24 protein-coding genes, 2 pseudogenes and 1 CRISPR repeat array are annotated in these 22,605 nt (G+C 66.2%); of the genes and pseudogenes, 14 read left to right on the top strand and 12 right to left on the bottom strand.

The genetic code is table 11. The annotated features are described in order from the left end of the window. Positions 1-36: 36 nt before the first annotated feature. Positions 37-676: a CRISPR direct-repeat array (repeat unit 30 nt; unit sequence CGTGCTCCCCGCGTGAGCGGGGATGATCCG). A 334-nt stretch (positions 677-1,010) separates the two neighbouring features. Then, positions 1,011-1,784 (top strand): IclR family transcriptional regulator, encoded by a 774-nt coding sequence (locus tag MUN85_RS03360; protein ID WP_092562724.1) that lies wholly within the window; start codon positions 1,011-1,013, stop codon positions 1,782-1,784. Continuing rightward, entirely contained in the window at positions 1,784-2,230 is a 447-nt protein-coding gene (gene arfB, locus MUN85_RS03355; RefSeq protein ID WP_250505385.1) for an alternative ribosome rescue aminoacyl-tRNA hydrolase ArfB, read from the top strand. Before MUN85_RS03360 ends, arfB begins: the two co-directional genes overlap by 1 nt. A gap of 3 nt (positions 2,231-2,233) precedes the next feature. Here the strand turns inward: arfB and MUN85_RS03350 are convergent, their stop codons facing one another. Beyond that, positions 2,234-3,124, bottom strand: a complete 891-nt coding sequence (locus MUN85_RS03350) for a DMT family transporter (protein WP_250505384.1) — start codon at positions 3,122-3,124, stop codon at positions 2,234-2,236. Positions 3,125-3,234: 110 nt separating this feature from the next. Between MUN85_RS03350 and MUN85_RS03345 the strand changes: the two genes are divergently transcribed. The 4 genes from MUN85_RS03345 to MUN85_RS03330 are packed head-to-tail and all read left to right on the top strand — an operon-like array spanning position 3,235 to position 6,747. Then, complete coding sequence (locus tag MUN85_RS03345; RefSeq protein WP_250505383.1) at positions 3,235-4,170, top strand: metal ABC transporter substrate-binding protein; 936 nt, start codon at positions 3,235-3,237, stop codon at positions 4,168-4,170. Positions 4,171-4,172: 2 nt separating this feature from the next. Continuing rightward, entirely contained in the window at positions 4,173-4,898 is a 726-nt protein-coding gene (locus MUN85_RS03340; RefSeq protein WP_250505382.1) for a metal ABC transporter ATP-binding protein, read from the top strand. Beyond that, on the top strand, positions 4,892-5,773 hold the full coding sequence (locus MUN85_RS03335; protein ID WP_250505381.1) for a metal ABC transporter permease: 882 nt from the start codon (positions 4,892-4,894) through the stop codon (positions 5,771-5,773). Before MUN85_RS03340 ends, MUN85_RS03335 begins: the two co-directional genes overlap by 7 nt. Further along, entirely contained in the window at positions 5,770-6,747 is a 978-nt protein-coding gene (locus MUN85_RS03330; protein WP_250505380.1) for a metal ABC transporter permease, read from the top strand. The genes MUN85_RS03335 and MUN85_RS03330 overlap by 4 nt, the downstream gene beginning before the upstream one ends. A 249-nt stretch (positions 6,748-6,996) precedes the next feature. On the opposite strand, the pseudogene MUN85_RS13015 reads toward MUN85_RS03330, so the two are convergent. Continuing rightward, positions 6,997-7,164: pseudogene (locus MUN85_RS13015) on the bottom strand (TetR family transcriptional regulator); the annotation flags it as partial. An 83-nt stretch (positions 7,165-7,247) separates the two neighbouring features. On the opposite strand from MUN85_RS13015, the gene MUN85_RS03320 reads away from it, so the two are divergent. After that, positions 7,248-8,165, top strand: a complete 918-nt coding sequence (locus MUN85_RS03320) for an MFS transporter (protein WP_250505379.1) — start codon at positions 7,248-7,250, stop codon at positions 8,163-8,165. On the opposite strand, the gene MUN85_RS03315 is transcribed toward MUN85_RS03320, so the two are convergent. Then, positions 8,162-9,037, bottom strand: a complete 876-nt coding sequence (locus tag MUN85_RS03315) for an inositol monophosphatase family protein (protein ID WP_250505378.1) — start codon at positions 9,035-9,037, stop codon at positions 8,162-8,164. The genes MUN85_RS03320 and MUN85_RS03315 overlap by 4 nt on opposite strands. Before the next feature lie 136 nt (positions 9,038-9,173). On the opposite strand from MUN85_RS03315, the gene MUN85_RS03310 reads away from it, so the two are divergent. The 3 genes from MUN85_RS03310 (at position 9,174) to MUN85_RS03300 (ending at position 12,357) form a co-directional block, all read left to right on the top strand. Then, positions 9,174-10,442: an MFS transporter gene (locus tag MUN85_RS03310; RefSeq protein WP_250505377.1), complete on the top strand. Its 1,269-nt coding sequence runs from the start codon at positions 9,174-9,176 to the stop codon at positions 10,440-10,442. 65 nt (positions 10,443-10,507) lie between these two features. After that, complete coding sequence (locus MUN85_RS03305; RefSeq protein ID WP_250505376.1) at positions 10,508-11,821, top strand: MFS transporter; 1,314 nt, start codon at positions 10,508-10,510, stop codon at positions 11,819-11,821. After that, positions 11,818-12,357 (top strand): hypothetical protein, encoded by a 540-nt coding sequence (locus MUN85_RS03300; protein ID WP_250505375.1) that lies wholly within the window; start codon positions 11,818-11,820, stop codon positions 12,355-12,357. The genes MUN85_RS03305 and MUN85_RS03300 overlap by 4 nt, the downstream gene beginning before the upstream one ends. On the opposite strand, the gene MUN85_RS03295 is transcribed toward MUN85_RS03300, so the two are convergent. The 4 genes from MUN85_RS03295 to MUN85_RS03280 are packed head-to-tail and all read right to left on the bottom strand — an operon-like array spanning position 12,354 to position 15,050. Then, positions 12,354-12,947 carry a TetR/AcrR family transcriptional regulator gene (locus MUN85_RS03295; RefSeq protein ID WP_250505374.1) on the bottom strand — a complete coding sequence of 198 codons (594 nt, stop codon included), beginning with the start codon at positions 12,945-12,947 and terminating at the stop codon, positions 12,354-12,356. The genes MUN85_RS03300 and MUN85_RS03295 overlap by 4 nt on opposite strands. Next, complete coding sequence (locus MUN85_RS03290; RefSeq protein WP_092562679.1) at positions 12,856-13,233, bottom strand: thioredoxin family protein; 378 nt, start codon at positions 13,231-13,233, stop codon at positions 12,856-12,858. Before MUN85_RS03290 ends, MUN85_RS03295 begins: the two co-directional genes overlap by 92 nt. A gap of 3 nt (positions 13,234-13,236) precedes the next feature. After that, positions 13,237-13,665: an HIT family protein gene (locus MUN85_RS03285; RefSeq protein WP_250505373.1), complete on the bottom strand. Its 429-nt coding sequence runs from the start codon at positions 13,663-13,665 to the stop codon at positions 13,237-13,239. A 26-nt stretch (positions 13,666-13,691) separates the two neighbouring features. Further along, positions 13,692-15,050, bottom strand: a complete 1,359-nt coding sequence (locus MUN85_RS03280; RefSeq protein ID WP_250505372.1) for an MATE family efflux transporter — start codon at positions 15,048-15,050, stop codon at positions 13,692-13,694. A gap of 324 nt (positions 15,051-15,374) precedes the next feature. On the opposite strand from MUN85_RS03280, the gene dnaB reads away from it, so the two are divergent. Beyond that, complete coding sequence (gene dnaB / locus MUN85_RS03275; RefSeq protein ID WP_092562767.1) at positions 15,375-16,739, top strand: replicative DNA helicase; 1,365 nt, start codon at positions 15,375-15,377, stop codon at positions 16,737-16,739. Here dnaB and MUN85_RS03270 read toward each other — a convergent pair. From MUN85_RS03270 to MUN85_RS03255, 4 genes are all read right to left on the bottom strand, one after another. After that, positions 16,736-17,458 (bottom strand): type 1 glutamine amidotransferase domain-containing protein, encoded by a 723-nt coding sequence (locus MUN85_RS03270; protein ID WP_250505371.1) that lies wholly within the window; start codon positions 17,456-17,458, stop codon positions 16,736-16,738. The genes dnaB and MUN85_RS03270 overlap by 4 nt on opposite strands. Positions 17,459-17,532: 74 nt before the next feature. Next, on the bottom strand, positions 17,533-17,739 hold the full coding sequence (locus MUN85_RS03265) for a TOBE domain-containing protein (RefSeq protein ID WP_250505370.1): 207 nt from the start codon (positions 17,737-17,739) through the stop codon (positions 17,533-17,535). Positions 17,740-17,760: 21 nt separating this feature from the next. After that, a complete protein-coding gene (locus tag MUN85_RS03260) occupies positions 17,761-19,530 on the bottom strand; it encodes a hypothetical protein (RefSeq protein WP_250505369.1) in 1,770 nt (589 codons plus the stop codon). 31 nt (positions 19,531-19,561) lie between these two features. Beyond that, on the bottom strand, positions 19,562-20,083 hold the full coding sequence (locus MUN85_RS03255; protein WP_250505368.1) for a ferritin: 522 nt from the start codon (positions 20,081-20,083) through the stop codon (positions 19,562-19,564). 84 nt (positions 20,084-20,167) lie between these two features. Here MUN85_RS03255 and MUN85_RS03250 point away from each other — a divergent pair, with 84 nt between their 5' ends. Beyond that, complete coding sequence (locus MUN85_RS03250) at positions 20,168-20,596, top strand: peptidase S9 (protein WP_250505367.1); 429 nt, start codon at positions 20,168-20,170, stop codon at positions 20,594-20,596. After that, a complete protein-coding gene (locus MUN85_RS03245; RefSeq protein WP_250505366.1) occupies positions 20,593-21,897 on the top strand; it encodes an alpha/beta fold hydrolase in 1,305 nt (434 codons plus the stop codon). Before MUN85_RS03250 ends, MUN85_RS03245 begins: the two co-directional genes overlap by 4 nt. Here the strand turns inward: MUN85_RS03245 and MUN85_RS03240 are convergent. After that, positions 21,875-22,267, bottom strand: a complete 393-nt coding sequence (locus MUN85_RS03240; RefSeq protein ID WP_250505365.1) for a VanZ family protein — start codon at positions 22,265-22,267, stop codon at positions 21,875-21,877. The two genes, MUN85_RS03245 and MUN85_RS03240, sit on opposite strands and share 23 nt — an antisense overlap. Positions 22,268-22,317: 50 nt before the next feature. Between MUN85_RS03240 and MUN85_RS03235 the strand changes: the two are divergent. After that, positions 22,318-22,605: pseudogene (locus tag MUN85_RS03235) on the top strand (hypothetical protein); the annotation flags it as partial.

Genomic DNA, 22,605 nt, shown 5'->3' with positions numbered 1-22,605 from the left:
ATCCGATCAAAGAAGTCGGGCAATGGATCGGGACGAAGTGCTCCCCGCGTGAGCGGGGATGATCCGGTTCCCGGAGAGTTCACTGTACCCGCGACCGCGTGCTCCCCGCGTGAGCGGGGATGATCCGGCCCGCAAGACGTTGTCGGGCAAGGAAGCTTCGTGCTCCCCGCGTGAGCGGGGATGATCCGAGCCCGAACCCGTGCGTCCTGTACCGGTGGGAGTGCTCCCCGCGTGAGCGGGGATGATCCGGATGGTCAGTCGCTCGATATCCTGGTTGACAAGTGCTCCCCGCGTGAGCGGGGATGATCCGGAGGAAGAGTAATGGGGCGTCTCATTGACTCTGTGCTCCCCGCGTGAGCGGGGATGATCCGCCTGCGGCACGGCTGCGCATTCATGTTCATCAGTGCTCCCCGCGTGAGCGGGGATGATCCTATAGTTCTTGCCAGCCCGAAAGGGACGGCAACGTGCTCCCCGCGTGAGCGGGGATGATCCGTGCATGGTCTAGGTCACGCTAGGCGATAGTGCGTGCTCCCCGCGTGAGCGGGGATGATCCGGGAACTAGTCGTGATCGAAGCAATTGCTGGCCGTGCTCCCCGCGTGAGCGGGGATGATCCGTTGGTGACGGCACTATCGCCAGCGACATCAGCGTGCTCCCCGCGTGAGCGGGGATGATCCGCTGCGCGCCGCTGGTCCTGAACCTGTTCTCCTCCCCACGGTCGTGGGGAAAATCCGGCGAACACCACAAGAAAAATAGGAATCCTAATCGGATCTGCGTATATAGGAAGACAATCCGGAGTGGATCATGTGGAGACAGGGCGCCGCCCGTCTTGAAAGAGATGACTACATGGGATTCATGCGGGCAATAAGAGGATGATCTTGGCCGCGCAAATGCGCGATTCGATCGAAGACAAAGTCGTCGGGGTCTTGCCCAGAGAATGGTGGCCGACTTCGCAGATTGGAGGAGGATGGATCGGGGATAATGGGAAGAGATTTTTACCGAAGGAGCAACGATGACGTCGCGCGATACGAGAACCGCTGTTGATAAAGCGATGGCACTTCTTCGAGCGTTCGGTGACGAAGGCTCGGTAGGTGTCGGTGTCTCCGAACTTGCTCGGCGCTGCGACCTGTCAAAATCCACGGCATTCCGTCTTCTTGGCATCCTCGCAAAGAATGGTGCGGTCGAGCGCGCGGGTAGTTCATATCGCCTCGGCCCTATGTTGTTTGATCTCGCCGAACCCCCACCATCACCACATATCGATCTGCTCAACGAAGTTCTGACTCCATACCTCGCAAAGCTCTTCGAAGTAACGCGTCAGACGGTACACCTTGCCGTGCTCGCGGGCCACGAAGTCATGTACCTGAACAAGCTGCACGCGCAGTTCAAGGTGTCCTCGCCTTCGCGTATTGGCGGCCGAGCTCCGGCCTACTGCACGGCGGTTGGCAAGATGATGCTCGCTTACGACCATGACGCGATGGAGCAGGTGCTCGCCGGGGATCTCCAGGCGTGGACACCCCACACCATCACCGATCCGGAGCAGCTCCGGGAAGAGCTCATCGAGATTCGTGAAACGAATATCGCCTACGACCGGCAAGAAATCATGATGGGACTGAACTGCATTGCGGCCCCGGTCATGAGCCCGGCGCGCATCCCCATCGCATCGTTTAGCGTCTCCGGCCGGGTTGGCGTCATGGATCCCGAACGCTACGAGCAGCTCCTGCGCAAGGTCTGCTTCGAAGCGGCCAAGGCCATCGCGGCGCGTCGCCGCCGGCGGCCATTGCCCTAATGCCCGACCTCTATATCCAGCCCGGCCCTGGTAATCCGGACGGGCTCATCGTGCCCGCCCAGGACTTGAGCGAAAAGTTCTCTCGCAGCTCGGGTCCGGGCGGGCAGGGTGTCAACACCACGGATTCGCGCGTCCAGCTCAGCCTAAACATCGCCGAGACGCCAGCCTTTACCGCAACACAGCGTTCCCGGATCCGAAGAAATCTCTCAGCGCGGCTCGTTGACGATGTCCTGACGGTTGACGCTTCCGAGGAGCGGAGCCAACACCGAAACCGAACCGAGGCTCGACGACGGATGGCCGAGCTGCTGCGAACGGCGCTCATGCCACCACCACCGAAAAGGCGCGCAACGCGACCGACGCGCGGCTCAATCGAGCGCCGACTCACCGCAAAGAAAAACCGTAGCTCCATTAAGCGAGCCCGACAGCGTCCGGGGCGCGAGGACTAGGACCTACTGCCGCGCGAGCATCCGCGCTAGCCACCGCGGCGGCCGCTCTGCGATGTGCATCGCGAGATAGATGAGTGCGCCACCGGCGAGCAGCCGACCAGTGACGTGCTCGCCGCCGAACGCTACCGCGAATGCCGCGGCAAATACCGGCTCCGCGGTCATGATGATCGCTGCCCGCGACGCACTGATGCGAGCCTGCGCCCAGGTCTGCAGCACGAGCGCGCCGATGCTTGCCGCGATCGCCATGTAGAGCAGCGAGGCCCAACCGCCGGCGCTCGGGGGCACGCTCACGCCGCCGGGCAGGGCGCCGATGAGGCAGATCGCGGCGAGCGAGATCATCTGCATGCCAGCCAGGGCGATCGCATCCATGCCCACGGCCCAGCGCCCGAGCAGCACGATGTGCAGGGCGTACAGCGCGGCACCGAGCAACGTTGCACTCTCGCCGATCCCGAGCGAAAAGCCCTTGAGGCTCAAGACGCCGAGCCCAATGGTCGCAATCAGGACCGCGAGCTGAGTCGTGCGCGGAATGGATATCCGGGTCATCGCCCACACCACGATCGGGGTGAGGACGACGTACATTCCGGTCACGAATCCCGACACCGACGCCGGCGTCCGCTCGAGTCCCCATGTCTGAGCGATCTGGGCGAGCGCATAAATCGCCCCCAGGGCCAGCCCGTTGCGCCACGCCTCGCGCGACTGCGCGGCGAGCCGCCGCCACCAGATCGCCACCATGATGAGGGCCGCGACGGCAAAGCGCACACCGAGGAAATCGAGCGGCGGCACCGTCGCGAGCAGGTCCTTAATGAGGAAGAACGTGGAGCCCCAGATCGCCGTCACGGCAAGCAGTGCGAGCACCGGCGCGATAGCCGGGCGGGAGGCAGCAAGACAGGACACGTAGGCATCGTAGAACTCCGCGATTCTAGAAATGTTTCGGATACCCGAAATTCATGTGTTAGGTTGTACTTACACTCACCTGTCTCGCTCATTTTGGGGGATCACCACTCATGAAACGTCTGGTTGCGGCACTGCTCGCCGTGGTCGTCATTGCCCTGTCCGCCTGCTCGCCGAATGCTGCCGATAAGAAGAGCTCGAGCGCTGCGCTCAAGGTCTTTGCTACGACGGGTTACCTCGGCGACGCGGTCGCGCGAATCGCGCCGGACGCGGACATCACGGTCATGGTCAAGCCCGGCGGCGATCCGCACACCTACCAGCCCTCGACCAAGGATGTTGAAAAGCTCCGCGACGCCGACCTCGTCATCTGGAACGGCCTGTACCTCGAGGCCATGATGGAAGACCAGCTCCGCTCCCTTGGCGATAAGCAGCTCGCCGTCGGCGAGAAGATCGACCAGTCCAAGCTCCTGCCGTGGCCCGAGAAGGACCACGATGGCAACGACCTGTACGATCCCCACATCTGGAACTCGCCCGACATCTGGTCCGACGTCGTCGACCAGATCGCCACGCGCCTGTCCGAGGCGCAGCCCGATAACGCTGAGACCTTCGCCGCGAACGCTAAGGCCTTCAAGGACGAGATCGCCAAGCTCAAGACCGAAACCAAGGCCAAGCTCGCCGCGATCCCCGCCGCCCAGCGCCACCTCATCACCGGCCACGACGCCTTCCAGTACTACGGCGCCGTCTTCAAGCTCGACATCCGCGCGACCGACTTCGTCACGAGCGAATCGCAGCTCTCGGCGGCCGAACTCGACGAACTCGCGACCTTCATCGCGGACAAGAAGATCCCGACGATCTTCCAAGACAACCTGAAAAACCCGCAGGCGATCACCTCGCTGAAGGAGGCGGTGCGCGCCAAGGGTTGGGAGGTGGAAGTCTCCGATAAGGAACTCTTCGCCGACTCGCTCGGCGACCACTCGCCCGTGGACACCTACCTTGGCGTGATCGAACACAACACGAACGCGATCGTCGCGGGCCTGACGGGCAAGTAGCCGTGACTGCGCTTGAGATCGCACACCTGAGCGTCGCCTACCAGGACGTCGTGGCGCTGCGCGACGCCAACCTGGCGGTGCCGCCCGGCGTCATCATGGGCGTCGTCGGCCCCAACGGCGCCGGCAAGTCCACGCTCATCAAGGCGGCGCTCGGCCTCGTGCCGGCGCGCAGCGGGTCCGTGCGGGTGCTCGGTGAGCCGTTCGCGCGGGTACGCCATCGCGTCGGCTATCTCCCGCAGCACTCCTCGATCGATCGCGACTATCCCGCGACCCTGCTCGATGTGGCCCTGCTCGGCACGTTCGATGCGCGGCGCTGGTGGGCGCGCACCTCGCGCGCGGATCGGGCGGCGGCGCGCGAGGCGCTCGCGGCCGTAGGGCTCGACGACCTCGCGCAGCGCTCGCTCGGGGAGGTCTCCGGCGGCCAGCGCCAGCGCGCGCTGCTGGCGCGCACCCTCGCGCACGACGCGGACCTCTACCTCATGGACGAGCCCTTCGCCGGGGTCGACGTCGCGAGCCAGGATGCCATCACGCGCGTCCTGCGCTCGCTGCGCGCGGCCGGCAAGACCGTCGTCATCGTCCACCACGACCTTGCGACGATCCCCGAGCTGTGCGACGAGGTCGCGCTGATCGACGGTAGCGTCGTCGCCGCGGGGCCCGTCGGCGAGGTCTTCACGCGAGCGCTCATCGATCGCACCTACGGGCTCGCGGGGGTGCGCACGACGTGCTGAGCCTTTCCGATTTCCTCGCGACGCACACCTTCCGGCAGATGGTCCTCGGGTGCACGCTCATCGGGGCGCTCGCGGGCGCGATGGGCTGCTTCATCTACCTGCGCAAGCGCACGCTCATGTCCGACGTCATCGGGCATGCGGCGACGACGGGCGTCATGCTCGCCTTCCTCATCGGCGCCGCGGTGCTCGGCGTCGACGGGCGCTCGCTGTGGCTGCTCGTCATCGGCTCGGTGCTCATCGGCACGCTCGCGGCCGTGCTCGCTGACCGGATCGCGGCGAGCACGCGCGTCGGGATCGACGCGGCCATGGCGGTGATGCTCGCGCTGTTCTTCGGCACGGGCCTCATCCTGCTGCGGGTGATCGAGCGCTCGAGCCTGCGCGGGCGCGGCGGGCTGAAGGACTACTTCTTCGGCAACGCCTCGCTGCTCACAACCTCCGACGTGCGCACCATCGCCGTGCTCGCCGTCCTTATCGCGGCGGGGCTCGCGCTCGGGTATCGGGCTCTCGCGGTGCACGTCATCGATCCGGTGGCCGGCAGCGTCGCGGGCGTGAGCGCGCGGCTCGTCTCGCCGCTGCTGCTCGTCGGCGTCGCGATCGCGGTCGTCGTCGGGGTGCGGGCCGTCGGCCTCATCCTCATGGTCGCGCTCGCGGCGATCCCGCCCGCCGCGGCCCGGCAGTTCACGCGCCACCTGCACACGATGGTGGCGCTCGCCGCGGCTATCGGCGCGGGCGGCGCGCTCATTGGCAGTTACCTGTCCGTCGCGCTCGGCAAGGTGCCGACGGGCCCCGTGATCGTCCTCGTACTCACGGCCGCCCTGGCGCTTAGTCTCCTGTTCGCGCCGGGGCGGTCCGTGCTGAGGCGGGCGGCGCTATGAGCTTCGCCATGACCGTCTTCGTGCTCGCGCTCGCGACCGCGCTCATGTGCGCGCTGCCCGGCACCTTCCTCGTGCTGCGCCGGCAATCGATGCTCGTGGACGCCATGAGTCACGCCGCGCTGCCGGGCATCGTGCTCGCGGCGCTCGTGCTCGGCTCCATCAACTCGCCCTTCCTCATCCTTGGGGCGGGCGCGGCCGCGATGCTCGTCGTCTTCGGCGCGCAATGGCTGCGCTCGACAGGGCGTATCACCGGGGACGCCGATCAGGCGCTCATCTTCCCGGGCCTGTTTTCCGTTGGCATCATCCTCATCTCGACGCGCTTTGCGAAGGTGCACCTGCACGAGGACGCCGTCATCGTCGGCGATCTCAACTTCGCGGCGTTCGATCCGACCTACCTGCGCCTGCTGCTCGGGGTACTGGGTCTGAACGCGCTCTTCCTGCTCATCGCCTACCGGCCGCTTGCGGCCGCGACCTTCGACGAGGGATACGCCCGCACTCGTGGGGTGGCGACGAGCGCGCTGAACTACGCGCTCATGGCGCTCGTCGCCCTGACCGTCGTCGCGGCGTTCAATGCGGCGGGCGCGGTGCTCGTCGTCGCGCTCATGATCGTCCCGCCCGCCACAGCGCTGCTCATCGCGCGCACCGTCCCGCAGATGCTCGCGATCTCGCTCGTCATCGCCGCGGCCTCCGCCGCCGCGGGGTTCTGGCTCGCCTATGTCACCGACGCTGCCACCTCAGCGACGATGGCCGCCGTGCAGGGCGCCATTTTTGTTCTCGCGTGGTGGGTGGTACGGCTAGTGCAGGCCCGCCGGGCGGGCAAAGGCGAAGGCGGCCTCGATGCGGCGCGCGAGCCCGTCCGGATCGATGGCGCCGGGGGCGGCGTCCTCGATGTGGGCGCCGATGGCGACGCCGACGGTGCGCATGGCAAGGGCGGCGACGAGGCTCGGATCGGAAATCTCGCGGGACTCGGCTAGGGCGGCAACGAGCTCGCGCTCGATCTGCTGGTTGTGGCCGAAGGCGGCGCTCATGAGGTGGGGGTAGCGGCGGAAGATCTCGCGGCGGCGGCGCCACAGCTCGGCGTCGTCGGTGAGGTCGAGGATGTGATCGGTGAAGAGGGTGGCAAGGTCCTGCCAGGTGTCGGCCTCGGGTGGCAGGGCGCGAAACCTGGCGGCGAGGGCCTTGCCGGCTTCGGGGTTGGTGCCGGCTACGGCGGCGTCCTTCGTCGGGAAGTAGTTGAAGAACGTGCGGGCGGAGACGCCGGCGGCGTCGGCGATTTCGTCGGCGCGGACGTCCTCGAGTCCGCGCTCGGCGACGAGGCGGACGGCGGCGGCGTGCAGGGCGGCGCGGGTGCGGCGTTTGTTCTCGTCGCGGCGGGATGCGGCAGGCTCCATGGCACTAGCGTAGGACCAAGACCACAAGATTGCAGCCACTGCAAACTTGCAGTGACTGTAATGTTAGGCGCACAGTAGGAGATATGTCTGATGTGTCCACCAGCTCCTATACGCTGAGCCCCACGAACCGCCGCGTCTTCATTGGCCTGCTGCTGGGCATGCTCGTCTCCTCGATCTCGCAGACGATCGTCGGTCCGGCGATGCCGCGGATCGTCGCGGAGCTTGGCGGGATGGACCACTATTCGTGGCTCGCGACCTCGGCGATGCTCGTCTCGGCGATTACCGTGCCGATCGTTGGCAAGCTGTCCGATATGTACGCCCGCCGCAGGTTTTACCTTGGTGGGCTTACAAAGTCCGTCGTGGCGCTGTGCTGCCTGGCCGCCTTCGGCGTCAACATGCTGATGTTTGGCGCCACGATCTACATTCCCGTCTTCGCGCAGGGGGTGCTCGGGGTGAGCGCGACGAGCTCGGGCGCGATCCTCGTGCCGATGAGCGCGGCGATGATTCTCACCTCGATCGCGATCGGGCTGCTGATCTCCAAGACGGGTACCTATAAGGCGATCACGCTGCTCGGGGTGCTCATCATGACGGGCGGCATCGTGGCGCTCACGCTGCTCGATGAGACCTCGGCGCCGCTGCACCTGACCGGCGCGATGGTCATCTTCGGCCTGGGGCTCGGGGCGTGCATGCAGGTCTACACGCTGCTGGTGCAAAATGCGGTGCGCCGCACGGACCTCGGGGTCGCGACGGCGGCGACGCAGTTCTTCCGCAACGTCGGCGCGACCGTCGGCATCGCGGTCTTCGGCACGATTATGACGAGCCGAATGGCCGTGACGATCCCCGCGCATCTGCCGCCGGGCGCCGAACAGCACATGGGTGCAAGCGCCGGGGAGGGTGTCGGCAATGTGCTCGATCCCGCGGCGCTGCCCGTCGCGCTCGTCGTGCTCATCGCGACCGCGCTGATCGCGAACAATCCGCTGCGCGACGCGCACGAAAACTAGACCGGCAGGCCGATCTCGCTGAGGACGTCGAGGAGCTCGGTGGCGAGCCCCGGGTGGATGGCGTAGGTCAGCTCGAAGTTCTCGCGGCCGCGACCCGGGCCGCCGACGATCGCGCCGGCTTCGCGCGCGATGAGGGCGCCCGCGGCGTGATCGAAGGGGTGCAGGCCCTTTTCGAAGTAGGCGTGCACGCGCCCCGCGGCGACTCCGACGAGGTCAAGGCTCGCGGCGCCGAAGCGGCGAATGTCGGCGGCCTTGTCGATGAGCGCGAGGACCTGTCGGGCCTGATCGACGCGCACGTCGGCGTCGTAGGCAAAGCCCGTCGCGACGAGCGAGGTGGCGAGCTCGCGCGGGCCGGCAACGTGGAGGAGTTCGCGCGAGTGGTGGTGGTAGGTGCCATCGTCGATCGAGTAGCGAATGAGTTCGGCGCCGCCGCCGTGGGAGGCGCGCCAGATCTCGTGCAGGTTGGGGTTGACGACGACGCCGGCGTAAGGGGTCCACGTCTCGGGCTCGGCGGGGCCGGCCGCGTAGACGACCCCGATGGAGGTGGCCCACGCCGGGATGTCGTAGGTGTAGTTGACGGTGCCGTCGATGGGATCGACGACCCACGTCAGGCCCGTCGTGGAGGCCTGTTCGCCGGATTCCTCGCCGAAGAACCCATCGCCGGGGCGCAGCCGGGCGAGCTCGTCGCGGATGAAGGCCTCGGTGGCGCGGTCGGCCTCGGTGACGAGATCCGTGGGGGTGGATTTGCTTGCGGCAACGGTGACGCCTTCGCCGCGCAGTTGCTTGGCCTTGGTGGCGGCGCGGACCGCGATATCGCAGGCAAGATCGGCGATCTTGGCGGGGGAGGGCAGGGCGGCGGGAAAGTTCGTCATGCCTTGACCATACGTCGCGATGTTCGGGATGTGGAACCCCGTTTGATTCGTCGTAACCAAGAGTTTTATTCTGGTGCTTCGGGTACCACTTGCCGGGCGCAAAGCGTCCGCCCCATGACCAGTTGGGAACACCTGCATGACTACGACCCGAGAACATCTCCCCTCCACCACGCCGGATTCCGGCGATTCGCGCTACCGCTGGAAGGCCGTGTGGGCCTCCATGGTGGGGTACGCGATGGATGGCTTTGACTTCCTCATCCTCGGCTTCGCGCTGCTGGCGATATCAGCGGCCCCGGCCGACGGGGGATTGGGGCTTTCCCAAACCGAGGCCGGCTCACTCGCCACCTACACGCTCCTGGGAGCAGTGTTAGGTGGTTTTATTTTTGGCGCGCTCGCCGATACCTACGGGCGCGTGCGCGTGCTCATGTGGTCGATCATCATCTTCGCCGTGTTCACGGCACTGACCGGCCTGGCGCAAAACTACTGGCAGATCGCGCTCTTCCGCTTCATCGCGGGCGTCGGCATCGGCGCGGAGTACGGCATCGGGATGACGCTCGCCGCCGAGGCGTGGCCCGCGAAGCTGCGCGCGAAGGCCACGAGCTTCGTGGCGATCGGGTGGCAGGTCGGCGTGCTCGCCGCGACCTTCGTCTCCGCCGCCGTCGTCTACCACTGGGGCTGGCGCGTGCTGTTCTTCATCGGCGTGCTGCCCGCACTCGTCGCCGTCCTCGTGCGCCACACCGTCGAGGAGCCGGCAGCGTTTGAGGAGCGCAAGGCCGAGGGCATTGGGCGCTCGCTGAAGGACAGGTTCCCGATCCACGAGCTGGTGAAGGATGCGCGCACGACGAAGACCTCGCTCGGCATCACGATCCTGACGAGCGTGCAGAACTTCGGCTACTACGGCCTGATGATCTGGCTGCCGACGTTCCTTTCCAAGACGCACGGCCTGTCGATCCAGAAATCGGCCGTGTGGACGGGCGTGACCGTGCTCGGGATGATGATCGGGATCATGGCCTTCGGCTATCTCGCCGATCACCTCGGCCGGAAGCCCGCGTTCATCGCCTTTCAGATTGGCGCGGTCGTCTCGGTGATCGCCTACGCCCAACTCGCCACCGAAATGTCGCTGCTCATCGGCGGCTTCTTCCTCGGCATGTTCGTCAACGGCATGATGGGCGGCTACGGTGCAGTCACCGCCGAGTCCTACCCGACGCATTCGCGCGCGACCGCGCAAAACGTGCTGTTCAACATCGGGCGCGGCGTCGGCGGGTTTGCGCCGCTCGTCGTCGGATCGATCGCCGCGGCCTACTCCTTCCAGCTAGCCGTCGGGCTGCTCGCGATCATCTACGTCATCGACATCATCGCGACGCTCTTCCTCATCCCCGAGACGAAGGACGTCGAGATCGCCTAGCCCGCCCGCGATCGCTGAGGGCTTGCAAACGTGTAAATGTCGCCGCGAGTTGAGAAACTGGAGAGGTGAGCCGGCCCAAGCCCCTGATCGATCGCCTGCTGCAGCGCGACGCCGAACACGAAGACGCCCATGAGCTCAACGAGGAAGCGCGCCACAATATCCGGCACAACTCGATGACCTTCGTGCTCGCAAACGCCATGCAGAACATCGCGGATCAGGCGGCTAAGGCCTCGACCGTTTTGCCGTGGGTCATTGCGGCGACGGGCGCGCCCGGGTGGATGACGGGCCTGCTCGTGCCGATCCGCGAGTCCGGTTCGATGCTGCCCCAGGCCGCGATGCAACCGTGGGTGCGCTCGCGCCGCACGCGCGCAGGGATCTGGATCGCGGGCGCCATCGGCCAGGCCGTTGGCGTCGCCCTCATCGCGATCGCCGCGGCGACGCTTTCGGGTGTCCTCGCCGGCAGCGTCGTGCTCATCGGGCTCGCAATCCAGGCGCTTTCGCGCTCGCTGAACTCGATCGCCTCCAAAGACATCCAGGGCCGCACGATGCCCAAGGGCCTGCGCGGCCGGGTCTCCGGTCTGTCGACGATGATCTCCGGCATCGTCGCGGTCACCGTGGGCCTCGCCATCCGCGTCTTTGGCGGCGAGGACCTCTCGCGGCCCGTCCTCGCGCTCGTCATCGGCGGCGCGGCGCTCGCGTTCGTCGTGGGCGCGATCATTTTCCGCGGCGTGCGCGAGGGGGAGGGCGATGAGGTGCCCACCGAGCGCGAACGCAGCTCCTGGGTGAGCGATTCCTGGCGGCTGTTCGTCGACGACGCGCCCTTCCGTCGCTTCGTCATCGTGCGCTCACTGCTGCTCGTCTCGGCGCTCGCGCCGCCCTTCGTCGTGGCGCTATCCGCGCAGCGCTCGGGATCGTCGATGTCGTCGGTCGCGACGTTCATCATCGCCTCGGGTGTGGCCGCGCTGCTCGGCGGTCGCGTCTCCGGGGTCGTCTCTGATCGATCCTCGCGCAAGACGATGATTTACGGCGCTGGCATCGCCTCCGCGCTCGTCGTCATCTTCATCGCCTCGAACTGGATCGAGCCGCTCATCACCCAGTGGTGGTGGGGGCCGGTGATCTTCTTCCTGCTCACGCTCATCCACACGGGCGTGCGCGTGGCGCGCAAGACCTACGTCGTCGACATGGCCGAGGGCGATAAGCGCACCCAGTACGTGGCGGTCGCAAACACCGCGATGGGCGTGATCCTGCTCATTACGGGCGGCATCTCCTCGGCGCTGACCGCCTTCGGGCCGCTCGCCGCGCTCGCGTTTTTGGGCGGGCTCGGGGTTGCCGGCGTCCTTGTGGGGCGGACGCTGGAGGAAGTGAGTGTGGGACGATGACGAGCATCTTGCGCCTCCGCATTGGACCGCGCGCCGCGAGCGGCGCGGGCCGGCCGCTCGGCCTTGTCGAGATCCTCGACCACACGGGCGCGCTCGTCGGGCATATCTCGCGCGCGGAACTCTCGGGCGCGGAGGCCTCCGGAACGTTCCGGTTCTCGCCGATTTCCGGCGCCGACGTCGTCATGGGGATTCGGCGCCGCGGCGTCACCAACCCGCTGCGCAACCGCATCCTCATCGCCCACGCCTCCGGCACCGACGAACTGCAGGAACGCAAACTCGCGAACTTCATGCGGTTTTCCGCCGACGGGATCGTCGCCGGCCAGGAACTGACGATCAAGGTGCGCTTCGGCGGCGACGTGGCGATCACCCACGGCAACCGCGGGATCGCGACGCTACGGTCGCTCGATGCGCGGCGCTCGACGGTCGATATCGTCGCCGACGCCGACGAGCGACTCGTCGGGATCTGCGTCCTCAGCCTGCTGATCTACCGCCGCTACGAGCAAGACGTCGACATCGCCGCCGAGTACTTCGCCTAGCCGAGCCCCTCGATCTCGCCGGTGAGGTAGCGCTGGATCGTCGGACCGTACAGGCGGACAACGTCCTCCACCTCGAGGGAGGCGAGCGGCTCGATCCGTACGACGTGCCGCGCGATCATGAGGCCCACCATCTGGCTGCCGACGGCCGAAGCTCGGACCCGGCGTTCGGCCTCATCGCCCCTTGCATGGGTGGCGAGGCGCGTGATGAGCCGGGTGGTGATAAACGTGCGCAGCAGCGCTGAGTTCCCGCCGATCGAGTGCCGCACGAGCGCGATCATCGCGGGTCCCGCAGCCGATGTCCACGCGCGTTCGCCCGCGCGCACGAGCTCGGCGCCCCAACTGTCACTGTCGTCGGGGGAGAGCTCGAGGTCGAAGGCATCGGGGTTGATCGTCGCGCGAAGGACGGCGTCGAAGAGTTCTTCCTTGGAGCCGAAATAGTGGTGAATGAGCGATTGGTCGCCGCCGCTACGACCCGCGCCGCCGATCGGCGCAAGGGTTCTAGGCGATGCCCGCGACCCCGCGGACCTTCGCGATGAACGCCTCCAGTCCGGCGCGCGAGGATGGTCCGGTGCGCGCGATCGGGCTCCCATCGACGAACGCGATGACGGTCGGAACGGACTGAATCCCGACGGCCCCCGCTGCCCGCGGGCACTGGTCGACATCGACGGCCACAAAGCGGACCACATCATCGCCCTGCATCGCCTTGGCCACGTCCTCGAAGATCGGGGAGAACTGCGTACATGGCCCGCACCACGTCGCCCAATAGTCAACGAAGACGATCTTGCGCGAGGAGATGAGCTCGGGGAAGGTCTCGTCGCTCGCCTCAATCGTGATGGTCGGCTTGTCGACCCCGAGGAGCTTTTTCAGCAGGCGCATCGCTTAGTCCTCGGGCACGAACTCGGCGTGCCCGGCGGCACGGAGTGCCGCGCGGATGCGGCGCGCGACTTCCGCCATCGTGGCGTCATCGGTCGCGCCCTTCTTGTGGTCAGCATCGAAGTCATCCGAGCCATTGGCCGGAAACAGGTGCAGGTGCGTGTGGGGCACGGCAAAGCCCTCGATGACGACGCCCGTGCGCTCAGCGTCGAACTCCTCGCGCAATTCCTTACCGATCGTGTGCCCGACGGCAAACATGTGGGCGGCCAGATCGGCCGGCATATCGGTCCAGCGGTCGATCTCCTCGCGCGGGACGACGAGGACATGCCCATCGGTTTGCGGGAAGGCATCGAGGAAGGCGACGACCTTCTCGTCCTGCCAGACGAAGCGTCCGGGGATCTCCCCATTGATGATTTTCGTGAAGATAGAAGCCATACCGGCAGCCTATCGCGGGGCCCACCTCAGATGCCGAGTCGCATCCATGCCGTGCCGCGCGACCGCAGCCCCAGGACCACGGCGCGAGCAGCCATGAAGACTCCCGCCATCGCGATCCACAACCAGATGACGCCCCATGTGCCGCCCGGCGCGAACCGTGACACGAACCAGAGCGCCGGCAGGTAGGCAACGAGCGTGAGGATGCCCGCCCACGCCAGGAAGCGGCCATCGCCCGCGCCGATGAGCACCCCGTCAAGAACGAAGACGTAGCCCGCGAGCGGCATGAGGATACCGATGACGATGAGGCCGCCGACGGCCGCCGCACGCACCTCTGGCGAGCTAGTAAACAGCGGAACGATGAGCCATGCGCCGGCCGCAATGACGATCCCGATGACGGCGCCGGCAGCGAGTCCCCATCGCACCATGATCCGGAGCATCGAGCGGACGCGGTCGGCATCGGAGGCCCCCAGGCCCTGCGCCACGAGTGCCTGGGCGGCGATCGCGAGCGCATCGAGCGCGAAGGCCGTCAGGCCCCACACGGAGTTGACGATCTGGTGACTGGCGAGCACGACGGGCCCGAGGGCCGTGGCCGTCGCGACGGTCGCGAGCAGCGCCAGGCGCAGCGCGGCCGTGCGAATGAGCAGCGGGACGCCGGACTTGGTCGACGCGAGCAGACCGGTGCCGCGGGGGCCGAGCGTCACGCCAAGCTTGCGTGCCTTGATCCCGACGATCGTGGCGAGCGCCAGGCCCATCGCCGTCTGCACCAGGGCGGTCCCAAGTCCCGAGCCGGCCACCCCCATCCGCAGCCCGTAGATGAGAGCGGCGTTCGCGCCGATATTCGCCACGGCTCCGATCGAGGCGACGATGAGCGGGGTTTTCGTATCGAGCAGGCCGCGCAGGACGCCCGTTGCTGCGAGCACCAGCAGCATGCCGGGGATCCCGGGAGCCGAGGCCCGCAGGTAGGCAAGCGCATGCGGCAGCGTGAGCGGATCGGGGTTGAACGCGCGCGCGAGCGGGGAGCCAAAGGCCAGCAGGGCTGCGGTCAGGATGAGCCCCAGGAGCAGGGCGAGCCACATGCCGTCAATCCCGTCGCGGACGGCACCCGGGCGGTCGCCGGCCCCGGCTTTGCGGGCGGTCGCCGCCGTCGTGGCGTAGGCGAGGAAGACACACAGCCCGACAACGGTCATGAGGATCGTCGAGGCGAGGCTGAGGCCCGCGAGCTCGTGGAGACCTAGGTGTCCGACCATGGCGGAGTCGGCCAGGACGAAGATCGGTTCCGCGATGAGCGCCCCGAGGGCGGGCAGCGCGAGGGAGAGAATCTGACGATGGATGGGTACCGGCGGCTGCGAACCTTGAACCTCATGTGGAGGGTTAGGGGTGTTCACAGGCTGCTCCATCACTGGTGGAAAAATGCTCTGGCTATCCACACCACGTGGATAGGTCGCGGACCGATTCTACGGGATTTTTTGTTTCGTCCAGAAGGAACTATCCACAGTTATCCACATAGTTATCCCCCCGTTGGGGACAGCGTCGGCGCGTCGCACACAGCAATTCCACAGGGTTCTCGGGGTTACCCACACGATTTGGAGCGGTTATCCACAGCAAGGTCAAAGGGTGGTCAAACTCCCGCTAGAACTGTCGGATCACCTGGGTACAATCGAATGTGCTGTGCGCCAGCGCCCCACATCGACCAGGAACATCACCACTTCATGAGCGACGCCCCTCCCGAGGATTACGGATATAACTCCGGCGGCTATGACCGCACGCCTCCGCATGACATCACGGCCGAAATCTCTACCCTCGGCGGCATGTTGCTGTCCAAGGATGCGATCGCGGACGTGGTGACCGAACTGCGGTCCACGGACTTCTACCAGCCCTCGCACTCGCTCATCTTCGATGCCATCACCGATCTGTATTCGCGCGGTCAGCCCGCCGATGCCGTGACGGTCGCCGATCAGCTGCAAAAAGGCGGGGAACTCAGCCGCGTCGGGGGAGCTCCCTACCTTCATACGCTGATCTCGTCCGTTCCCACCGCCTCCAATGCCGCGTTCTATGCGCAGATCGTGCGGGAGAAAGCCGTGCTGCGTCGCCTCGTGGAGGCCGGCACCCGGATCGCCCAGCTCGGTTACGCCACGGACGGCGGCGACGTCGAAGACCTCGTGAACTCGGCTCAGGCGGAGGTCTATGCGGTGGGGGAGAACCGCAACACCGAGGACTACGTGGCACTCCGCCATATCCTCGACGAAGTCACCGAGGAAATTCAGACCGCGGCTGCGAGCACCGATGGCCTTATGGGTGTCCCGACCGGCTTCCGGGATCTCGATCAGCTGACGAACGGTCTGCATCCCGGCCAGATGATCATCATCGCGGCCCGCCCGGCGATCGGTAAGTCGACGCTTGCGCTCGATATCTGCCGCTCCGCCTCGGTGCATAACAAGCTCGCCTCGGTTGTCTTCTCCCTGGAAATGTCTCGCACCGAGATGACGACCCGTATCCTTGCCGCCGAATCCGGGATCATGCTGCAGGAGTTACGCAAGGGCAAGTATCTGTCAGATCAGGACTGGGCCAACATTGCCGCGACGTTGTCACGGTTGTCGGAAGCCCCGATGTTCATCGATGACTCGCCGAACATGTCGCTCATGGAGATTCGCTCCAAGTGTCGCCGGCTCAAGCAGCAGCACGATCTGAAGCTCGTGGTGGTCGACTATTTGCAGCTCATGAGTTCGGGCAAGCGGGTGGAATCCCGTCAGCAGGAAGTCTCGGAGTTCTCGCGCGCGCTCAAGCTCCTGGCCAAGGAGATCGAAGTTCCCGTGATCGCGGTGGCGCAGCTGAACCGTGGCCCGGAACAGCGAACCGACAAGAAACCGATGATGAGCGACCTGCGTGAATCGGGATCACTCGAGCAGGACGCCGACGTCGTCATGCTGCTGCACCGCGAAGATGCCTATGGGCCCAGTGAGGAGCGCCCGGGCGAGGCGGACATTATTGTGGCCAAGCATCGTAATGGTCCCACGGCAACGATCGGCGTTGCCTTCCAGGGCCACTACGCGCGCTTTGCCGATATGGCGAACTAGCGCGCGGGCGAGGACGAACTCAACCGCTCAACGATTGCCTCGGCGAGGTCTTTGGACGACTTTGGGTTTTGCCCGGTGAACAAGTTGCCATCGATCACGATGTGCGAACGCAGGGGGATCAGCCCCTTGGAGTAGTCGACTCCGACGCGCTTGAGTTCGTCTTCCAGCAGCCAGGGCGCCTTGCGACCAAAGGAGTTGAGTTTCTCCTCGGCGTTCGATAATCCGGTCATTTTCCGGCCGGCGAACGGATTGGTTTCGTCATCCTTCGTGGCCGCGAGTATCGCCGCCGGAGCATGGCAGAGCAGCGCTAGCGGGCGGTCGGAGGTGATCCGCTTGGATAGCAATGCTCCGGAGACGGGATCGTGAGCGAGGTCTTCCATGGGGCCGTGACCGCCGGGGTAAAAGATGAGGTCGAAGTCGTCCGGATCGACATCGGACAGATCAACGGGATGGTCGAGGATGGGCTGAAGCTCGGCGAGTTTCTTCTTCAGCTCATTGATGGTTCCGAGTAGGCCGCCACCACCTGTCACGCTCAGGCTGATGTCGTCGACGACAGGAGTGGCGCCGTGGGGTGTCGCGACGGTGACGTCCCAGCCGGCCTGCCGGAAGGTCTCGTAGGGGACGACGAATTCTTCGGCCCAAAAGCCGGTGGGGTGTTTCGTTCCGTCGGACAGTGTCCAAAACCGGGCGGCGGACAAGACCATAAGGACGGTCGTCATGATGGACCTTTCTCGTGGGGATGCAAGCGGCCCGGTCACGCCGTGCGGAGTAACCGGGCCGTAGCGCTGAGGAGTTAGCCCTCGACGCCGAGGGCGACGTCCGTGGACTTGACCAGTGCGGTCACGTCCTTACCGGGCTCAAGACCGAGATCATCTGCGGACTCGCGAGTGATCGAGGAGGTAAGCGTGTGACCGCCGACGATCTCGACCTTGACCGTAGCCATGGCTTCGCCCTTGGTTACGGACACGACCTTTCCGGTGATCTGGTTTCGAAGGGACATCTTCGTGAGGTTCTCCATTCTCTAGGCGGGCGGCGGCGGGGGCGCCGGGGGTCCGTCGATATTGCGTTGTTCCGTCTCGGGATACCCAAGGCCAGCAGAATCATGATCCGAGTCCTCTGATTCCACGACCGGGAAGGGCGCGGGTTCCTCGGCGACCGTCTCGAACTGGCGGGTCTTGTCCACGTCGTCCGCACGCGGCGCTGGATCCGAAGGGATGCCGGTGCCCCAGTCATGTCCGCGGCCCTGCTGAGATGCCTCGGAGGCAGGAGCGGGTCGCTCCCATGGGTTTTCCGGCGCGGGCGTTGGCAGCTGAGTGGTTGGTGTCTCGTGGATCGACGGCGCCTGACCCCAATCGTGGGTGGGGCTTTGCTGTGGCTGATCGGGGGCCGCGCTCGGCGGAGCAGCGGGCGGGACCGCAGTTGACTGCGGAGCATTCCACGCCGGCGGCGTTTCCGAGGGAGCAGCGGGTGCGGCGGGTGGCGCGATCGGCTGGTTCACCTGCTGCACCTTCTGCTTGGCCTGCTTCAGTGCCGGCAATGCTCCCGGAACGACGAAACGAGCGACGAGATCAATCGTGGCACCCCACAGGGCATAAGCGAAGACGAGGATGAAGGACATCCCCATCCTTCCGGAGCCAAAGCCGCTCACGCCGAGCGCGTTCAATTCTTCGAGAATGCCGAGCTCGCCCGAGATCCCGGTCAGAATCATCGCGATAATGCCGGCGATAGCGAAGACCACGGCAAATACCCCGGTCCGAATCATCGGTGCTGGGGGCAGCTTGCGGCTGAGATAGACCGCGAGGCCGAACAGCAGTGCCAACGCGGCGACGATCGAAATCAGCGAGGCCCAGGCGGGCAAGAAACTAAACAGTCCTGCGGAATAGGAGCCGAACCCCGCCCCGGGAGAGCTGAAGGTCATCGGAGACCCGATTGCGAGTCCGGGCCCTGCGAAGAAGAGGTGGCCGAGAGCAAAAATAGCCGTCGCGAATCCGCCACCGACGCCCGTGCTGCGTAGTTCCCCGGTGGACAATCCGCCGAGCACGAGCACCACCAGCGTGATGAGACCCGTGCCAAGCATCGTGTAGGCGAGGAACGGGAAGGCTTCGCGGGCGCGAATCCCCCAGAGTTTCAGCGGAGTATCGGCGACCGTAATCCGATTGACCTCGTAGACCACGCACAGCACGAGAGCGATGAGGAAGATGGCCACGATAGGGAAGCCGAAACCCGATCGCATCGAGATCGAGAAGGATCCGCCGGTGCGGAACAGGGACCCGATCGCGGAGAGCACCAGGTGCATGAGGTAGAGCGTCAACCAGAGCGACACAATCCCGGCAACCAGCGCACCGAGAGATCCGAAGGGGCGGTTTTTTCGGAGCTTTTTCAAGATGAAGTAGCCGACGATCGACACGATGATGGTGCCGGTCAGCACGGCGATCGATGCGTGCGCCCCCTGATCGCCGAACAGGGGCCCACCGCCGCTCATGTGGATGCCACCGCCGAAGGACATCCCTGCCGCAATAAACAGCAGCGCGATGAACGAGGCGTTGAAGGGACCGGTCCCACCAGAGACGGCCATGAGGAGAAGCAGACCAAGAAGGCCAACAACGAAAGCCGTCACCCACATGAGACTTGCCGTGATCGCGCCAGACTTGATGGCATCGCTGTACTTGCTCAGAATCGGCGGCACCTGAGCAGACGAGGCACCCGCCGGCATCTGGTAGGCCGCCGTTGGCGGCTGCTGCGGCTGCGGCTGCGGTGGAACAGGTCCCCCCGACGAATTGCTATTCGACATTGTTCACTCCGATTGACATGGAAGGTGGCGGTTACAGGCCCTGAGCAGTTTCCGGGTCGACGCTGGACCGGGCACCGAGCTCGGCGTCCAGGCGAAGGATTCCGGGGCCGTCATCACCGATCATCTTGATGCGACCGATGATCTCCGAGACAGTGGATTCCTCTTCAATCTGCTCGTTAACGAAATCATAGAGGAGTGGGAAGGAGTCGATGTCGTCCTCATCGCGGGCGAGACGATAGAGGGCGCGGATCGACTCGGAGACCTTCTGCTCGTGCTTGAGCGCGGCCTCGAAGGCGTCAATGGACGTCAAAACCTTGACGGTGGGGAATTCGATCGTCCCGATCTCGGGGTGGCCGTCGCGATCGAGGACGTGGTCGATGAAACGGTTGGCGTGCACGACCTCTTCTTCCGCCTGGATCCGCATCCAGGTAGCCATGCCCGGCAGGTCCAGGTAATCGAGCTCGATGGCGAGCTGGCGGTAGACCGTCTCGGCAGTGAGTTCGAGGGTGATTTGATCGTTGTAGGCGGCAAGGAGCTTTGCAGGTATGTCCATGGTCACAAGGCTAGGCGGAATCGCCGACACTAACCACCGTGGAGGACCTTTTAGCGGCCTTGGCCCACCCCCTACGATGGGAGTATGAGCGAAGAGCAGACCGCCATCGATATCCGAATTAACCCGCAATTAGCGCTCGCCGTCGGTGCGGGCAGCTTCGTGTACTACGCGCTGCCGGATGTGATTCGCTCTCGAGCTTTGCGCACCGTCATCAAGACTGCACTCGTCGGCGCGATGGGTGCGGCGGCCGTCCAACACCAGCGCAATGCCGAAGTGGAGATCGAACCGGACGACAGCGAGGACCTCGCTGAGACGCTCGCCGATATTCCGACGCCGACGCTCATCGCGGGCGGTCTTGCCTTGACGGGGGCATCGATCGCGCTGACGGTGTGGATCGAAAAGAAGATCTTCGCGCGCGGTGAGGCCCGCCGCGCCGCCGGCGTGAGCGGCGCCCACACGCGGCAGGCGATCGGCCTGGCTGCCCTCGGTGCGATCGCGGGAGCAATCGAGTGACGCCCGCGACGCTGACCTACCGGGTACACGGCTGTACGGTCCACGAGCACACGCTGCACCTGCCGCTAGATCGCAGCGATTCGGCCAGCGAACTCATCCCCGTCTTCGCGCGCGAGATCATCGCCGACGGCGGCGAGAACCGCCCCTACCTCGTCTTCCTGCAGGGCGGGCCCGGCTCGCCCTCGCCCCGCCAGGGAGATCCCACGAGCGGCTGGATCGGCCGGGCGCTGAAGGAATACCGCGTCCTGCTGCTCGACCAGCGCGGCACCGGGCGCTCCCACCGCCTCGACGAACTCACGCTCTCCGGCCTCGGCAGCGATGCCGAGCGCGCGGACTACCTCACGCACTTCCGGGCCGACGCGATCGTTGCCGATGCCGAGGACTTCCGCGCCGCGCTCGGCTCCGGGCCGTGGTTCGCGCTAGGCCAGTCCTACGGCGGCTTTTGCCTCACGACCTACCTCTCGCGCGCGCCGGAGGGCCTCGCCGGGGTCTACATCACCGGCGGGCTACCAGGCGTCGGCGTCAGCGTCGACGACATCTACCGCCGCACCTACGCGCAAACGATCCGGCGCAATCGCGTCTACCTCGAGCGCTTCCCCGACGCCGAACTCATCCGCGAGATCGCGCGCCACCTGGAAGCCTCGGACGAGCGCCTGCCCACCGGCGAGCGCCTCAGCGCCCGACGCTTTCGCACCCTCGGCATGAACCTGGGCACGACGACGGGCTTCGACGCCCTGCACTTCCTCCTGGAAGACCCCTTCGTCACCGTGCGCGGCCGGCGCCGCCTGTCGATCCCGTTCCTCGTGCGCGCCGCCGACCAGCTCTCCTTCGCCGACCGGCCACTGTACGCCCTCATGCACGAGACGATCTACGCCGGCGCCACGCCCGCCCTCGCCGGCATCCCCACGGCCTGGGCGGCCGATCGCATCCGCAGCGAGTTCGACGGCATGGCCGAGGACGACTCGCCCGACGGCGAGCAGTTCTACCTCACCGGCGAGCACATCTACCCCTGGCAGTTCGACGAGGATCCCGCGCTCATCCCGCTGAAGGGCACCGCGGAGCTCCTCGCCGCGAAGACCGACTGGAGCCCGCTCTACGACGAAGCGGTCCTTGCCGAAAACGACGTGCCCGTCGCGGCCGCGGTCTACGCGGAGGACATGTTCGTGCCGACGGAATACTCCCTCGCGCTCGCGGATATGCTCGGCGCTCGGGTCTGGCTCAGCAACGAGTACCAGCACGACGGGCTGCGCGCCTCCAGCGGCGAAGTCCTGGGCCGCCTCATCGACCTCGCGAAGCAATAGCGGCCGCCGTGACCCCAAGCGCGACCCCGGCAAGGTCGGCGGCCACATCGGACAGCGCCCCGCCGCGCCCGGCGACGACCTCCTCCTGCGCGAGCTCGCTCGCGGGCGCAAATATGAGCTGGCTCCCGACGACGAGCAGCGGCGAGAACCCCGCGCGCAGGCCCAGAAACGTCGGCGCGGCAAACAGCGCAGCGTGCACGAGCTTGTCGGCGCCCGGCGGCGCGAGCCGCAGCACCTTGACCGTCGCGGAGACTTGCGAACCCGCAGCGGCCGGGCGCGGCTGGCGCGCCGAACGCGGCCCGGGAATCCCCAGGGCCGCGGCCTGGGCGGCAAGGCTCGCAAAATACAGCGCCTTCACGGTGGTGTGCATGACACTAGTCTGGCACGTGCCCGCGGCCGTAACCCGTTAGGCTAAACCCGATGCCTACCGCGCCCGATCCCTCCCGGCGCCGGCGATCCCCCGGTGCATCGCGCGCGCCCTCTCCGGCCCGCGCGGCGGTTGCGCGTGCCATCATCCTCGTCTGCTTTGTCGCGGGCCTGACCGGCATCATCCTGCTGCCCACCTACGAGGTGGGCCCCGCCCGCACGGCCACCACCCCGACGGCGACGCCGCTACCCGCGCCGCAGGTCGCGAACGGCCCGGCCAAGGCCACCCCCCCGGCGGCGCCGGCGCCCGCCACCCCCGCCCCTTATACACATCTGGCGCCT

The sequence above is a fragment of the Bowdeniella massiliensis genome, assembly GCF_023634005.1.
GTDB classification, from domain to species: domain Bacteria; phylum Actinomycetota; class Actinomycetes; order Actinomycetales; family Actinomycetaceae; genus Bowdeniella; species Bowdeniella massiliensis.
The sequence above is the reverse complement of the archived record's forward strand: the minus strand, read 5'-3'. Positions and strand labels throughout refer to the sequence as shown.

Bases quoted from the DNA above. Each gene is read 5' to 3' on its own strand.
- MUN85_RS03260 (WP_250505369.1), bottom strand. From the start codon at position 19,530: ATGTCGAATAGCAATTCGTCGGGGGGACCTGTTCCACCGCAGCCGCAG.
- arfB (WP_250505385.1), top strand. From the start codon at position 1,784: ATGCCCGACCTCTATATCCAGCCCGGCCCTGGTAATCCGGACGGGCTC.
- dnaB (WP_092562767.1), top strand. From the start codon at position 15,375: ATGAGCGACGCCCCTCCCGAGGATTACGGATATAACTCCGGCGGCTAT.
- MUN85_RS03290 (WP_092562679.1), bottom strand. From the start codon at position 13,233: ATGCGCCTGCTGAAAAAGCTCCTCGGGGTCGACAAGCCGACCATCACG.
- MUN85_RS03265 (WP_250505370.1), bottom strand. From the start codon at position 17,739: ATGTCCCTTCGAAACCAGATCACCGGAAAGGTCGTGTCCGTAACCAAG.
- MUN85_RS03295 (WP_250505374.1), bottom strand. From the start codon at position 12,947: ATGGGAGCCCGATCGCGCGCACCGGACCATCCTCGCGCGCCGGACTGG.
- MUN85_RS03330 (WP_250505380.1), top strand. From the start codon at position 5,770: ATGAGCTTCGCCATGACCGTCTTCGTGCTCGCGCTCGCGACCGCGCTC.
- MUN85_RS03285 (WP_250505373.1), bottom strand. From the start codon at position 13,665: ATGGCTTCTATCTTCACGAAAATCATCAATGGGGAGATCCCCGGACGC.
- MUN85_RS03270 (WP_250505371.1), bottom strand. From the start codon at position 17,458: ATGACGACCGTCCTTATGGTCTTGTCCGCCGCCCGGTTTTGGACACTG.
- MUN85_RS03240 (WP_250505365.1), bottom strand. From the start codon at position 22,267: ATGCACACCACCGTGAAGGCGCTGTATTTTGCGAGCCTTGCCGCCCAG.
- MUN85_RS03360 (WP_092562724.1), top strand. From the start codon at position 1,011: ATGACGTCGCGCGATACGAGAACCGCTGTTGATAAAGCGATGGCACTT.
- MUN85_RS03315 (WP_250505378.1), bottom strand. From the start codon at position 9,037: ATGACGAACTTTCCCGCCGCCCTGCCCTCCCCCGCCAAGATCGCCGAT.
- MUN85_RS03345 (WP_250505383.1), top strand. From the start codon at position 3,235: ATGAAACGTCTGGTTGCGGCACTGCTCGCCGTGGTCGTCATTGCCCTG.
- MUN85_RS03300 (WP_250505375.1), top strand. From the start codon at position 11,818: ATGACGAGCATCTTGCGCCTCCGCATTGGACCGCGCGCCGCGAGCGGC.
- MUN85_RS03320 (WP_250505379.1), top strand. From the start codon at position 7,248: ATGTCTGATGTGTCCACCAGCTCCTATACGCTGAGCCCCACGAACCGC.
- MUN85_RS03310 (WP_250505377.1), top strand. From the start codon at position 9,174: ATGACTACGACCCGAGAACATCTCCCCTCCACCACGCCGGATTCCGGC.
- MUN85_RS03255 (WP_250505368.1), bottom strand. From the start codon at position 20,083: ATGGACATACCTGCAAAGCTCCTTGCCGCCTACAACGATCAAATCACC.
- MUN85_RS03250 (WP_250505367.1), top strand. From the start codon at position 20,168: ATGAGCGAAGAGCAGACCGCCATCGATATCCGAATTAACCCGCAATTA.